Source organism: Epilithonimonas bovis DSM 19482 (genome assembly GCF_900108115.1).
Classification (GTDB): Bacteria; Bacteroidota; Bacteroidia; order Flavobacteriales; family Weeksellaceae; genus Epilithonimonas; species Epilithonimonas bovis.
Genome location: NZ_FTPU01000055.1, coordinates 1 through 14,440 on the forward strand (window position 1 = coordinate 1; position 14,440 = coordinate 14,440).

Sequence of the window (14,440 nt, forward strand, 5' to 3'; positions counted from 1 at the left end):
ATGTTCATGACAGTAAAGCTGTTGATTTTCTCATGAGAACTTTGGCATATTTCTTAAGTCCTGTGAAGATTATTCTTGCTGATGGAGGTTACAGAGGAGAAATCATAGAACAGGTGAAAAATAAGTTTGGTTATCTAATCAATGTGGTGATGAGAAATGATGAAAAGAAAACAGATTTTAAGCCCATTTCTAAAAGATGGATTATTGAACGGACATTTTCCTGGTTTGATAACGACAGGAGATTATGCAGGAATTACGAATTACTAATGGAAAATTCTGAAAATATGGTAAAATTATCCGCTATAAAAAATTTATTGAATAAAATTTAAACAGGCTCTTAATAGATTATTTTTTTAATCGTTTTTTTATTATTCCAAAAAGAATTTTAATTCCAATTACATAGAAGATTAAAACAGACAAATATCTTATTAATTCATGAAAACTCATTTTAAGATTTCTTTTAAAAACTGACATTACTATCTCAATAGTTCGTGACGGGAAATGAGTAATTAAATCAATATTTCTAACTATCTGATAATTAAAAAAAAAGCCAATCAATAATATATTTAACAATCCGTAAAGCGCAATTAAATAATCTTGGAATAACGGAAATTTTGGGATAGTTCCCTTAAACAAGGAAGTAAGAGATATTTTCAGATTATTAAAAGAATGGCAACTTAAATTAGGTTTATTAAATAAATCTGATAGAATCCAATACCCATCAGCTCTAAGGAAAGGTAAAAGATTATATAATGATTTGACGAAAATTACTAAAGCTAAAACCTCATAAGTTTGGTTTTGGGTAAAAAAGCCTATAGTTGTTAATATAAAACAAAAAATAATTTCAAAATAAACGCCAGCACTATTAACCACGATTCTTTTCCAGCGACTTAGTCTCCATACATCTGTTACATCCGCAAAAAAAAACCGGTATGATATATATATAGAAACCGAAGCCAATTCCTCCATGCTTTGCGTTGAAAAAATAGGTAGCTGTTGCATGTCCCAACTCGTGTAAAATAATACTTGTAAAAGCCAAAAGAATAAAATATGGGAAAATTTTAGAAATATTTACCTCTGAATATTCATTATAATTTGTATAAATATTTATAAAAAAAGTAATGCAGCACAAAACAAACAGAACAATATAAATTTGTTTTTTAAATAGGAAACTTAATTTAGGAACAATTTTTGCAACAAAATTTGAATTAAAAAAATTTTTATAAAAGTTATCTACGAACAGCTCTTAAAACATTTCATCTGTCCCAGATAAAGCTCCCTCATTTCAAAAGACGATTTTATCCGCCACGTTTCCGCCATATCCGCCACGTTTCCGCCATTTAACTGCCAAATAATTTGTAACTCGTTCCTTTTTTCTCTCCTTCTTTCACAAATACGCTTAATTTCACTAAGTTCTCCAAGTCTCTTGAAGATGTTCTGTCAGACGTTTCGTTTAAATTTTGGTACTCACTATTCGTTATTTTCCCGTTTTCTTTTACAAACTCGACAGCTTTCAACTGTCGTTCATTTAATCCGAGTTTAGTCAGCTGTTCGGTTGTTCGGTTGTTTTTGAAAAGCGTTACCAATAAGCCTGTCTGAAATTCCTTTATTTCAGGTTCGGGTAGTCCTGCTTCTTTACAGGCGTTATATATTTTCAACATTCCACGTCCCCAAGAATCAATATACCCACCTTTGAAACAAACATCAGCAATGAGGATATTTCTTGGTTGCGAAGCGTGAAACCCTTTGAGTTCTTCTATGCTTAACCCTTGCGGTAAAGCTCCCTCATTCCAAAAGACAATTTTATCATCATAAACCCTGATTTGAGTTGGTGCTCCCATATAATTACGATGCACTAAAGCATTCAGTATTACTTCACGCAATGCCTCAACGGGGTACTCGTTGGTTTCTATTCTTTTCATTCCTTCAAACGAAACTTTCCTTATAAGGAACTTGTGATGCAGCTGCTCTAAAATGGTTTGAAGTATCACAATCAAGCTTCCCTCTTCATTCTCCTGAAAGATAAGGTCTGCATCATCTTTCCCAAAACGACCAATCTTTACAAAGATATTCGGATAAAATTTTGCAGGGTCTTTGGCAAACAAAACAATTGCACCTCTTTTTAGTTGTCCGTTTTCGGTAAGCCTCAATTTATCAAATAACTGCGGAATAGTTAATCCTTTACTTTCGGGTAAACGTCCTGAAAATTCTGCTTCCTGAACAAAGTTAGCAACTGCTTTTTCGTCAATATCATCATAAGTTGCTCGTGGCTCAATCACATCATCCCACGTTTTACCTGACTTTTTAAGTAGAAACTCATTGAGTGACGCTCCTGTTAATTCCTGTTTGGTGCTTCCGCTTCGGTAATAATATCTGCCTCGCAAAGAAATAGGCACAGAATAAGGATGCGTAACGATTTCGATAAAATACTTGCCTGATTCTTCGTGCAGATTTACCTCAACGGTAATTCCCATTGCGTTACGGACTTTGTTGGGAATATCGTCCATCAGTCTTTTGTAATCATCAATTCCCGATACACCTCCAGTATCGTCTTTACCGATATAAATTACTCCACCTTGTGCGTTAGCAAAACCACATACCCATTTCAGGTAATCATCGTGCCACGCACTTTTGTATTCTATATTTTGTTGTTCAGGCATAATTTTATAGAAGGATGGATACCTTTTTTTATTAATTACTTTATCCGATTAATAGTCCAGATAATTCTTGTTTTCTGTTGTCTTTGGGATTGTCTAAATTAGGTGGAAATATTGCTAAGCTCATTGTTAAATACAATATTTTCTTACCTCTATTATTAAAGGTATAAAGATTCGTGTTTCCAAAATCAATATTTTTACATTTTTCTAAATATGGGATAAAAACATCAATACTATCAAATTTATTTAATTTTTCAACCTCTAAAATATCAACCAAAATATTTAACAATGCCTCATATCCTACGGTAGTTTGTAAGATATTCGTTGGTTTTAGATTTGAACTTGGAAAATCCCAAAAAGACACTCCGCTATTATTTTTAAAGGTTGCTTTTATAGCGTTAAAAAAATAAAACAATATATCAGAAATAGTACTATCATCATTATTAGCATAAAACTTTCTGAATGGTAAAAATTTGTTTGATCCAGGAGTTCTATTTTTTAGTTCACTACGTTTTCTGTATCTATCCCTTTCTGATTCTCTAAGGTTTTCAGAAATTAGACTGATAATAGATTTAGCCATTGTTGCCTGAGATAGTGGGGGACTTGCATCAACCGAGTAATCTCCGCCATAAAATTTAATTCTATTATAAAAAGGAGAGTTTTTATGACCATTTAATGCTATGATGGCTTGAATTGCAGTTTTTTGTGGTGTATCGTCTAAGTCTAAACCGAATAAATCATAAACTAAACTTTGAGATACTCTTTTCTGAGTTCTGTTTATTGTGGAAAATATCATTGCTTGATATTCAATAGTTTTATCAATAAAAAATGATACAACTAATTCAATATTTTCTAAATCTTTTAATCTTTGTATTCGTGCTGATAGTTTTTCGTTTAAATCTGTATTATTTGGACTCTTAACCAATGTTTGTCTTAAAATTTCAATATCATCTTTTATTCTTTCAAGTGCTATTTCGATACCACGAATTCTATGTTGTCCGTCAATAACAGTAATATAAACGTCTCCGTTTTTTTTATTCAATTCATCAAATACCTCTTGCTTTATCTTGATTTCAATAAATTTTTGATGTTCCTTCTGCTCTTCTATTGCTTCTTTAGGAATATGTAAAACTATATTTGTCGGAAAAGTTGCTTCAGGGTCTTCAATCAAGAAGTCTGCAATTTTATTTGCTCTTGGATTCTCAATTTCTCTTTGGATTTGGTCATTGTATATTGGCTTCCCATTTTCATCAAATGAATTTAATATCCTTGATGTATATCTTGTAAACTTAAATATTTGGGAGATGCTGAACTTTCCAATAATAAAATCTTGTTGATTTTGAATTATTGGAAAACCTATAATAGTATTGTCTTTAATATTGCTCATAATTACCAACTTTTACCGTGAGTTTTGTAAGCTCCCCATTTTCAGTACACTTCAAAAGTAGAATTTTTTCTTGATTGACCTCCCCCCGATATATGGAACAATCTAAAATAGAGAAATTTGCATGTTTTGACTGTTTTCAACGAACTCGTTTGGCGTTAAATTCCCCAATGAGCTATGGGGTCTGTAACTGTTATAATCCTCTTTCCAGACATCTAGCTTTTGCTGTGCATCTTCCAGCGATAAGAACCAATTCACATTGAGGCATTCATCTCTTAATGATCCGTTAAAACTCTCTATAAATGCATTATCTGTAGGCTTTCCCGGCCTGGAGAATTCCAGTTCTATTTTCCTTTCATAAGCCCATCTGTCCAATGCTTTAATGATAAACTCCGGTCCGTTATCAATCTTAATCCGCTTGGGATAGGCTTGCTGCTCAAAGGTAACATTTTTTAATATTTCAGCAACATCTTCTCCTTTAATGGAGATTCCGGAATGAAGCACCAAGGATTTACGGCTATAATTATCCACTAAAGTTAAGACCCTGAATTTCTTGCCGTCAAACAGGGCATCGCTCATAAAATCCATGCTCCAGCACTCATGTAAACTAGAAGCAATGCCATTGGTAGGAACCCGGGAGCGTGCAGATTTTATTCTTTTGTTCCGTTTTCTCCTTAGGTTCAAACCTTCCTCACAATAGATTCTGTAGATCCTTTTATGATTGTCCTTCCATCCTTCCCGTCTCAGAAGAATATGTAAACGCTGCACGCCATACCGAACACGAATGTTGGAAAGTTCTATGAGTCGCATCCTCAGAGCCTTATCATCTCTCCGATGTGGATGGTAATAATAAACACTAGGCTGTAAAAACACCAAACGACAGCTTCTTCGCTGAGAAACCCGGTAATCCTGCTGTATCCCTTTCGCCAGTTCACGCCTCTGAACCGGCTTTAGAACTTTTTTTTCAGAACATCCTGAAGTCTAAGGAAAGCCGATTGAGTGAGCTTAAAACGGAACTGGCTGCCGTAGAAAGAAAGATACAGCTATCTATTACACCGGAAACCAAACAAGATGCTCCGGAGCAGGCAGAAAAGCAGAAAGAAACTCCAACGGTTCAGGAAAGCATTATACGGACAAAAGGCGTTCATTTGCCACGGGGCGTATTGTAAGGGTTGTTTACTTTTCGTCCTGCTCGTCCATTTTCTTTATCAGTGCTTCACACAGATTGTCAAGGAATTTTGTACGGTTTATTTTGCGGGCTTTCAGTTCCATAAACGTGTGGTAAAAGTCGCCTAATTCAATATTAAAGGCATCTTCAAAAGTTTTGGCAATCAATTTTATGTCTGTATTCCCATTGTTAAATACACCGTGGGAGTACAGTGCATAAATGAGTTCCGTGAGTGCAGTTTTACTTGCTGTCCATTTCAACGAATTGTCTGAAACCTTTTTCTGATTGATATTATTTAACCTGTCTTCCAAATAAACTTGTATCAGGTCATTGGCAATTATCTTGGCAACCTTATAATCGTGCGAAGTAGAAAAGCGATGGTCTGCCTCAAAATAAAATGTGTCCAACCATAGTCTTATATCGTGCTTATCACGTACAAAAAACTTCTCGTCAACAAAAGAATTATTACTTCGGTAATACTTGTAAAAATCAAGGTTGTTGTCAAAGAACCTTTTTAGCTTTTTTAGCTCTTTGGTAAAATATTTCCTGATGCGTTTTGCTCCATAGGGCTTTCTTGTTTCAATTTTATAAATGGCATTATAGTAGATGAGTTTTGCAACAATAGTTGGTTTTTGATATTTGAAAAAACGGATTTCTTCATCAACATTTCTAAACCCTTTTTTCAAGACATACTCTTTTACATCGGACAGGCATTCTACAATCAGGTGTATAACGGCTTCTATACGCTGTATGGAGCAATCAGTTTCAATTTCCAATTCGCTGATTGATGTTTCAAGTTTATGTAGTGTTTCATTATAGAATTTATTCATCCGATTATTTTGATATACACATTGTTCGTTAATATAGAAAAGCTTATACTGTTCATATTAGCTTATTATGCAACTACTGCTTATAGTATTTTATACCCCTATTGTGTTGATGATGGAGGCGCTTAGATTTTGCTGCATAATTTTATGGGTTGTAGTATGATGCAGGTTAATCATTACGAATTATGCCCGCATCACCAACTGTTTTTTGACCGATATTTTACGGCTCGCAGTTTACAACCTTAGTTATTCAATTTTAATAAGTCAAGGCAAGCCCTACACCCCATCCCATATCACTATCATAGTGGGTGCGTATGCCTATGTTTTTGTTGAGGATGTAGCTAAGTTCTCCCATATATTCAAAGTCTGTGTTGACCATAAAGCCGCCCCTTAACCTTTTGGTGATGGGAATATCCTCACGCATCAGCGCCAGCCTTACAATACCATCGTGATAAACCTCTGCCTGAAAATTAACGAGCATAGGTAAGGTGTACACAAAACCTAAGCTCACAGCCCGGCGTGTATCCTTTTCATTCTTTTGTCCGAATAAGTTTGTTTCGTGTTCGTCTATTCCCATTTTACGGTAACGCCAGTCAAATCCCACAAAGGGCATAAACCATTGCATTTTCCCCAAGTATCTGCCCAAATGGGTTTCTACTTCATAGCCGTGCATATCATTGTAACCTAAACGCCATTCCGAACTCAAGTTCCATCTTGTGTTTTGCAGCATTGCCATACCGTCATTACCATTAGTGGCGAAATCATTCTGTGCCATGAAATGGGGCATATTGCTTTCCCGCTGTAATGCCTTATATGATTTAGCCTTATCAGGCAGGTAGGGATTTTGGTAATCGCCTACGGCAAACACTCTGTTCATCCCCGACATCATGTGGTACAGGATGTGGCAGTGAAAGAACCAATCGCCCTCCTCATTGGCGGCAAACTCGATGGTGTCCGTTTCCATCGGCATAATATCAATGATATTTTTCATAGGTGCATTTTCACCTTTGCCGTTCAGTACCCGGAAATCAAATCCATGCAGGTGCATCGGGTGGCGCATCATGGAGTTGTTATAAATGGTGATGCGCAGTACTTCGCCTTTCTTAACGGGTATTTTGTCCGTTTCAGAAAGTACCCTGTTGTCCATGCTCCAAACGTAGCGGTTCATATTCCCGGTAAGGGTAAATTTTATGTCCTTTACGGGCGCATCTTTGGGAAGCGTGGTATTGTAGGGAGATTTGAGCATGGCATAGTTTAAGGTAACAATATCTCCCAAAGCATTTGCATTATAACGGTTGGGGTCGTTGTCCATATTCATACCCCCGTGCTTGCTGTGGTCTGCTTTCTTTCCCGCTTCCCCTGTTATTTCGGGGTACATGACCACGTTCATATCCATTTGGTTCAGGCTCATCTTCATGCCCATATCGTCCAAATCGCCATTCATTTTCATCATATCGTTCATCATCTTCATCCCCTCGAAATACTTCAATCGTGGGAGTGGAGAAATAAGCTGTTTGACCCCATCACCTATAAAGTAACTCGCAGATTGTGTCCTGTCTTCGGTTGTTGCTAAGAACTCGTAAGCCAAACCATCTTGAGGGATAGTCACTACAATATCGTAAGTTTCAGAAACGGCAATGATTAACCTGTCCACCTCTACAGGCTCAACATCATTCCCATCATTAGCTACTACTGTAATTTTTCCTCCAGCATACCGTAGCCAGAAATATGAAGACGCCCCTCCATTGGAAACACGCAATCTGACTTTGTCGCCTGCTTTTAGCTTTTTACCATCAATTGTTTTCAAATCGGTGCTATGGCTACCATTTATTAGGATTTTATCATAGTAAACGTCACTGACATCCATCGCCAGCATCCGCTTCCACTCGTTTTTTACCTTTACCCCTAATTTTCCCTCCTTAATAGCTTCAACATATGATTGTGTTGCGCCTTTCTTAATGGCCGCCCAATCATTTGCATTGTGTAGCATACGGTTGATATTATCGGGGTTAAGATTTGTCCACTCACTTAATATAATTGGAACGGTCGGCAAATCATCAATTCCTTTTCTGAATGTCTTATCATCGCTTCTTTTCTTCATGATAAAACTACCGTACATGCCTATCTGCTCCTGCAAGCCTGAGTGCGAATGATACCAGTGCGTGCCATGCTGGATAATCGGAAAACGGTAGGTGTAGGTTGTACCCGGTGCGATGGGTTTTTGTGTAAGCCAGGGCACACCGTCTTCTTTATTGGGCAGGAACACACCATGCCAGTGCAGTGATGTGCTTTCTTTCAATTGGTTGTGCACCACTATTTCGGCAGTGTCGCCCTCGGTAAAGGTAAGGGTGGGCATGGGGATTTGCCCGTTTACGGCAATTGCCCTTTTTTGCTTACCTGCATAGTTGACAAGCGTATCTTTTACATACAGCTCGTAATGCACCACTCTCTGTGCAAACAGCGTTTGCGTGCAAAGCAGTATCAGCACTATTTGCAAAATTCTTATAGGTATTTTATTATATCTGTTCATGATTTGAAAAATTTTATTTAATGCTGTCTTCCATTGTGCTAAACCACGCTATCAAAACCTGCTTATCCTCCGGTGACAATACTGCATTGCGATGAATTAGTGTGTATGATGACAACGGCATTTCCCCGTCCTTAACCTGCCCGGCCATAGCCCTGAACTTGTTTCGCTGCCTGCGGACAGAATAGTCGCCAAATTCGCTAAAGTTGAGTTCCTCTTTCCCCTTTTTTATATGCTCTGCCATATACCATGCTCCGGGTTGGATACGGCTGTACCACGGATAGCGGGTGTTGTTGCTATGACAGTCGTAACAGGATTGAACAAGGATAGCCTTTACGTTTTGGGGTACAGCGAACATTCTTTCGATATGAGTGGCTGGCACTTCGTCCGACTGGTTACGTGATGGCTGATAAAACTGTATGCCAATTAGGATAGCAGCCAATCCTAATATGATTTTCTTTAAATATTTCATTGTAGCTTGATTTTGAGAGTAAATTACTGTTTTTGCTTTTTTAGATACTTGGTATAGTTATCCTTACTTTCAAAGTAGGACACTTCACCGTTGTTCCCTGTAACGGCAATCACCGCAACAGCTTTGTCCACCTGCTTATTAGAGTAGGGGTCTATTGCCAATCGTACAGTAGCATCCTTTGGAATACGCTCCTTGCACATTTCGCAGCATCCATAGTATGTTTTGCCGTCAAATTTTACTTCAAACTGCTTTTTGCCGATATAGGCATCGTTGACCATGCAGACTTCATCCGATGGAACCAATTCACCTATTTGGGTAGTATGTCCGTTGCTTTCCGGAGTTGCCTGCGAATGCTGCTGTTCCGCTTCATCCTTATTTGACCCCGCCTGACCGCAAGCGGTGAATAGCAGGGTTAATAAGGAAATAAAGCCAATTATTATTTGTTCATGTCCAAACTTGTTTTTTTAAATTTTATTATTTACTTTCTTCAAACTCTTTTAGCTTGCGCTTCATTAGTTCAATTTCTTCCGCTTGGGTTTCAAGTATGTTTTTTTGCAACTGTATCAGTTCCGGGTCGGTCAGCTTTGCCTTTTCGGACATCAATATTGCTGCTGCGTGATGGGGTATCATACCTTTTACAAATTGTTTGTCCCCCACATTGATTTGCTCCCTTATACCAAACCATGAAAAGATGCCAACAGCAACCGAGATGATGGCTATCGCCCAATTCATCTTCCTGTTGGGGTACATTACTTTCATTATCGCTAATTCGATAAGCAGCATTGCCGAGGTCATCAGCAGGGTCATGTACAAATTGTTGATATTGGGTATCAGGTTCTGCCACCCGTCAATCATGGAGTACATGATAAAATACATCACTGCGAACATTGCGACAGCCATAATCGCAAAGCGTTTGTACATGGCTGAAGCATGGCTTGAATTGTGCGCACCATGCCCTGAAGCATGACCTGTATGGTGGTTGTTCTGCATATTTTCCATAACCCTAAATTTATTTACCGTTAATTGTTTGCTGTACCTTACCGCAGCTAATCATTTTTGAACCGTAGTAAGGATTTTTGATTTCTTTGTTTTCGCTGAACCAAACAGCTCCTTTCCCGTCATTGAACATCGGGCAATGGTCTTGATACAATGTTTGTGATGTGCCGAACAAACTAACCAGGTCTTTCAAATCTTCGCTAAGCGACGCTAAATGTTCTCTTTGGTGGTCTATCTTCCCAGCATTTTCGCCAATGTGCTCGGCATTTTCTTTTGCACTTTCAAAAATTTCCATAAACTCTTTATGCTTATCGGCTGGAATAGTTTTCATATCCACCTTATTCAAAGTACCCAACAGCTTTTTTCCTGCATTGGCGGCAGCTTTGTCATTATCTGAAGCAAGTGCGTTCTTTAATGATAGATAATCGGTAACTATGGGCGCAATAGAAAAGTTTTTTGCTTCTTCTTTTCCTGTTGCTTTTGCTTCCTGACCGCTCGGAGTTTCACTCACAACGGGCGCAGCTACCGTATCATCCTCTTTTGGTTGGGAAGCTGACTGTTCTTGTGATACAACAGCAGTATCATTTGAAGACTGCTCGTTTTTGTTGGATGCCTGATTGCATGATACTGTTACAAATGCCATGATAACAGCAATGATTGATAATGTTAGATTTTTCATTTTTATTTATTTTTTGATTTTTAAAAAACTTGCGTTAATAGCCACTACAATGGTGCTTACACTCATCAGCACAGCACCCATAGCGGGACTTAGAATAAAATTCGGATAGAGTACGCCTGCCGCAAGCGGTATTGCCACCACGTTGTAGCCAACCGCCCATATCAGGTTCTGTACCATCTTTTTGTAGGTAAGTTTGCCGAAGTCAATCAGTTTGACCACATCCCTCGGGTCGCTGTCTACCAATATGATATCCGCTGTTTCGGCAGCCACGTCCGTACCGGAACCCACGGCAATGCCCACATCTGCCTGTGCCAGTGCAGGTGCATCATTTACACCATCACCAGTCATTGCTACGATTTCGCCTTTTGCCTGAAACTCCTTTACTTTCTCCTGCTTGTTGTGCGGAAGCACATTAGCCAAATACCCGTCCATACCCAATTTTCCGGCTACGGCAGCAGCAATCCTGTCGTTGTCCCCGGTGAGCAGAAAGGACTTGATGCCCATTTTTTTGAGTTCCTCAATCGCCTGTGCCGACCCCTCACGGATGCTGTCTGCCAAAGTAATGAGGCCGATTACCCGGTCATCAATGAGGACAAAGTTGACCGTTTCTGCTTCCTGATTGATTTCGTTTGGAATTTCAGGCAGGGAAAGGTGGTTTTCGGTGAAATAATTCGGGCCGCCAGCTACGACATTTTTCCCGTTCACAACACCTTTAACACCTATGCCCTGCATATAGCTGAAGTTTTCAGACTTCCATAAGGCAAGGCTCTTTTCTTTCAATGTAGCCATAATGCCTTTGGCGATATGGTGTTCCGAATTTTGCTGTACTGCGGCAGCATACTGGATAACCTCATCGGCATTATATTCATCCGTTAAGGGAATAACCTTTTCTACCGCATGGGAACCTTTGGTGAGCGTTCCGGTCTTATCAAAAATGACAGTGGAAAGTTTTCGGGTGGTTTCAAATGCCGTACGGTTGCGGATGAGCAGACCATTGGTCGCCGAAAGCGTTGTGGAAATGGCGACTACCAACGGGATAGCCACGCCCAATGCGTGCGGGCAGGCCGTTACCATTACCGTCACCATTCTTTCAAGCGCAAAGGCAATATCTCCACTGCTTGCATACCAATAGGCAAATGTGCCTATGCCCACGGCAATGGCGATAAAGGTGAGCCATTTGGCAACTTTGTCCGCAAGGTTTTGCGTATTGGACTTAGTAGCTTGTGCCTCCTGCACAAGATTGATAACCCTGTTCAGGTAGCTGTCTTTTCCAACGGCTGTTACCTTAACTTTCAGCGCACCATCACCATTGATAGAGCCTGCGATGACCTTTCCGTCCTTTTCCTTTTTTACGGGAACACTTTCTCCGGTAAGCATACTCTCGTTGATATATGAAAGCCCATCCAGAACCAATCCGTCGGCTGGAATTTTTTCACCCGGTTTTATGATAGCCGTTTCACCGCTTTGCAGGTCTTCTAGCTTTATCTTTACAGCTTCTCCGCCTCGTTCCACGGTAACATCGTTGGGCAGTAACGCTACCAATGACTGTAATGCCCGTGAAGCAGCCATTTGGGAACGCATTTCCAGCCAATGCCCTAACAGCATGATGTCAATTAGGGTTGCCAGTTCCCAAAAGAAATCCATACCCTGCAAGCCAAATACAACGGCTACGGAATAGACATAGGCTACGGATATGGCGATAGCAACAAGTGTCATCATCCCTATGGCTTTGGCTTTCACCTCGCCAATCATTCCCTTTAGGAATGGTAAGCCTCCATAGCAATAAATCACCGTACCCAATGCCAGCAACACATATTTATCGCCATTGAAAGCAAGCGAGAAACCTAACCATTGCTGTATCATGTGCGACAGGAGCAGTATAGGGATTGTAATGACAAGGCTTATCCAAAAACGAGTGAGGAAATCACCTGTATGATGTCCCTCATGTTTATTAAAGTTTTCGTCAGCATGGCCATGTTGAGAATGCCCGGAATGCCCATGTCCTGATTTTTGTACATGAGAAACTGAGCTACCGCCAACGGGAACCAGTGCCATGCCACAAAGCGGGCATTTGCCTGGTTCGTCTTTTAGCACCTGCGGGTGCATGGGACACGTGTATTTTTTCATAATAAGGGGTTTTAAAAGTTATGTTGCACTTAATTTTTTTGCCATCTCATGGGTCATTTCTTCGGCATAAGCACCATAGGCATCCACAAGTACGCCTTTATTCTTACCATCATTGGACGATATGGCATAAATCACGGCATTGTTATCAGGACTGCTGTCGAGGCTTTCAAACCTATGGGTTTCCGTAACCGTAAAATCCTCCGGTTTTAGTTTCAGGCTCCTTGACGCACAGTACAGGCAGTCCGGCAACAGACTAAAGTCCATACTGTATCCACGCTGTCTTAGGTCTTTAAGCGCCTGCACCATGTCATTGTACTGTACCATAGCTTTCAGACCTGTTATTTAATGGTTTCGACCGTACTGCCGCAGGTAAGCATCTGTGAGCCGTAATATGGGTTTTTAACAGCATTCTCTTTACTTAGCCAATTGGCTCCCTTACCTCCATTGTACATAGGGCAGTGCTGGTAATAAACGGGAGTATCCTGTTTAGACACTTTGGCCAGTGTGTAGATGCTTCCCGAAAGTGCCGCAAAAGCACTTCTTTGTTTTGCAACATCTTTTGATTTTGAAATGCTTTCCGCATTGGCCGTCAAGTCCTGCATCACTTTCATCCAAGCCGTATGTTCCTCTGCCGATAGCTTATTCATATCGACTGCTTTAAGGGATGCAGCCAATTCAGCGGCTTTGGCAGATGCGGTCGCCGCATCGGTTTTTATCAAAGCATCTTTCACTGAAAAGTAGTTGTCAAATACAGCCTTTAGCTGTGATTGGTTTTGGGCTGCATCTTTGTTAGCTGCCATTTGACTATGGTCGTGATTGCCATGTCCGGCATTCATGTCCATTCCCGCCTCCTTGTTTTTGGCAACCGTCTTCACGGGTCTATCATACTGGCAGCAACCAGCCAGTTTAGCATATACGTCATCCGGCGCACGGAACTTCTCACTGTCATAACCAGCCAAAGCAATACGTTTCAGGATTTCATCCTGATTTGTTTTGTCGCCGTCATAGGTGAGCGTAGCCATCTTGGTATCTTTGTTCCAGTCCACGCTGGCTACCTTTTTTACGTTACCTGCTTTTTCGATGGTGGTTTTGCACATACCACAATTGCCGTAAATCTTTACGGTTTCTGTTTTCGCATTCTTGATTTGTGCGAAGCCGTTTATTGATGATAGTAACACGGCGATTACCATCACTATTTTTGATAATGATTTCATAATAATTACATTTTGAGAAACGGGGGATAGATAAACCCGTTTCTGTTTTAAATTTTAAGTAAATGATGGATCAGCAACAAAAGTTGGGGAGTAATGGCAAAAATTGATACTTTTGTAGAGGATGAAAACAGAAGACCTACTCAAGCTATTATTACCTGAATACTTAATTGAATACTTTGATGTTGTAAAATTTGAAGATATTGATGGCTTGCTTCACCTTTATTTTGAAGAGAAAAATACAATTCCCAAAGAATTTTCAGTTTTACAGCTTCAATCTAAAGGCTTTCATGAAGAGATTACGGTTGATGACTTTCCGCTTCGTGGAAAAGCCGTACAGCTGCATATCAAACGCAGAAGATGGACTGATTTGAAGTCAGGCAAAATTCTAC

15 protein-coding genes and 1 pseudogene are annotated in these 14,440 nt (G+C 39.6%); 3 read left to right on the forward strand and 13 right to left on the reverse strand.

The genetic code is table 11. The annotated features are described in order from the left end of the window. The coding region (locus B0B05_RS15155) for a transposase (protein ID WP_076784207.1) at positions 1–329 on the forward strand (329 nt) is incomplete at its 5' end. Between the two features lie 16 nt (positions 330–345). Here the strand turns inward: B0B05_RS15155 and B0B05_RS15160 are convergent. The 4 genes and pseudogenes from B0B05_RS15160 to B0B05_RS15175 all read right to left on the reverse strand — a co-directional run. Beyond that, the gene (locus B0B05_RS15160; protein WP_076784432.1) at positions 346–1,002 is read right to left on the reverse strand and encodes a hypothetical protein; all 657 of its coding nucleotides are present in this window, start codon (positions 1,000–1,002) and stop codon (positions 346–348) included. A gap of 338 nt (positions 1,003–1,340) precedes the next feature. Continuing rightward, entirely contained in the window at positions 1,341–2,660 is a 1,320-nt protein-coding gene (locus B0B05_RS15165; RefSeq protein WP_076784433.1) for an ATP-binding protein, read from the reverse strand. 40 nt (positions 2,661–2,700) lie between these two features. Continuing rightward, complete coding sequence (locus B0B05_RS15170; protein ID WP_076784434.1) at positions 2,701–4,044, reverse strand: DGQHR domain-containing protein; 1,344 nt, start codon at positions 4,042–4,044, stop codon at positions 2,701–2,703. 102 nt (positions 4,045–4,146) lie between these two features. Beyond that, positions 4,147–4,992 (reverse strand): annotated as a pseudogene (locus tag B0B05_RS15175) (IS3 family transposase); the annotation flags it as partial. Positions 4,993–5,036: 44 nt separating this feature from the next. On the opposite strand from B0B05_RS15175, the gene B0B05_RS15180 reads away from it, so the two are divergent. Next, positions 5,037–5,210, forward strand: a complete 174-nt coding sequence (locus B0B05_RS15180) for a hypothetical protein (protein ID WP_185116210.1) — start codon at positions 5,037–5,039, stop codon at positions 5,208–5,210. Between the two features lie 7 nt (positions 5,211–5,217). Here B0B05_RS15180 and B0B05_RS15185 read toward each other — a convergent pair whose 3' ends face one another. The 9 genes from B0B05_RS15185 to B0B05_RS15225 all read right to left on the reverse strand — a co-directional run bounded on the left by B0B05_RS15185 (position 5,218) and on the right by B0B05_RS15225 (position 14,051). Next, positions 5,218–6,039, reverse strand: a complete 822-nt coding sequence (locus B0B05_RS15185) for an RteC domain-containing protein (RefSeq protein WP_034735064.1) — start codon at positions 6,037–6,039, stop codon at positions 5,218–5,220. 253 nt (positions 6,040–6,292) lie between these two features. Then, positions 6,293–8,566, reverse strand: a complete 2,274-nt coding sequence (locus B0B05_RS15190) for a multicopper oxidase family protein (protein WP_076784436.1) — start codon at positions 8,564–8,566, stop codon at positions 6,293–6,295. Between the two features lie 13 nt (positions 8,567–8,579). Beyond that, positions 8,580–9,035, reverse strand: a complete 456-nt coding sequence (locus B0B05_RS15195) for a heme-binding domain-containing protein (RefSeq protein WP_076784437.1) — start codon at positions 9,033–9,035, stop codon at positions 8,580–8,582. Between the two features lie 23 nt (positions 9,036–9,058). Next, on the reverse strand, positions 9,059–9,337 hold the full coding sequence (locus B0B05_RS15200) for a hypothetical protein (RefSeq protein ID WP_228411385.1): 279 nt from the start codon (positions 9,335–9,337) through the stop codon (positions 9,059–9,061). Positions 9,338–9,509: 172 nt separating this feature from the next. Then, positions 9,510–10,034, reverse strand: coding sequence for a DUF305 domain-containing protein (locus B0B05_RS15205; protein WP_076784438.1), 525 nt, complete (start codon positions 10,032–10,034; stop codon positions 9,510–9,512). A gap of 10 nt (positions 10,035–10,044) precedes the next feature. Further along, positions 10,045–10,710 carry a DUF3347 domain-containing protein gene (locus B0B05_RS15210; protein WP_076784439.1) on the reverse strand — a complete coding sequence of 222 codons (666 nt, stop codon included), beginning with the start codon at positions 10,708–10,710 and terminating at the stop codon, positions 10,045–10,047. Between the two features lie 6 nt (positions 10,711–10,716). Continuing rightward, positions 10,717–12,816, reverse strand: coding sequence for a heavy metal translocating P-type ATPase (locus tag B0B05_RS15215; protein WP_221406983.1), 2,100 nt, complete (start codon positions 12,814–12,816; stop codon positions 10,717–10,719). Between the two features lie 39 nt (positions 12,817–12,855). Next, positions 12,856–13,161, reverse strand: a complete 306-nt coding sequence (locus tag B0B05_RS15220; RefSeq protein ID WP_002981094.1) for a hypothetical protein — start codon at positions 13,159–13,161, stop codon at positions 12,856–12,858. Positions 13,162–13,175: 14 nt separating this feature from the next. Next, complete coding sequence (locus B0B05_RS15225; RefSeq protein ID WP_002981095.1) at positions 13,176–14,051, reverse strand: DUF3347 domain-containing protein; 876 nt, start codon at positions 14,049–14,051, stop codon at positions 13,176–13,178. Positions 14,052–14,172: 121 nt separating this feature from the next. On the opposite strand from B0B05_RS15225, the gene B0B05_RS15230 reads away from it, so the two are divergent. Then, on the forward strand, positions 14,173–14,440 hold a 268-nt coding region (locus B0B05_RS15230), incomplete at its 3' end, for an ISAon1 family transposase N-terminal region protein (protein WP_076782874.1).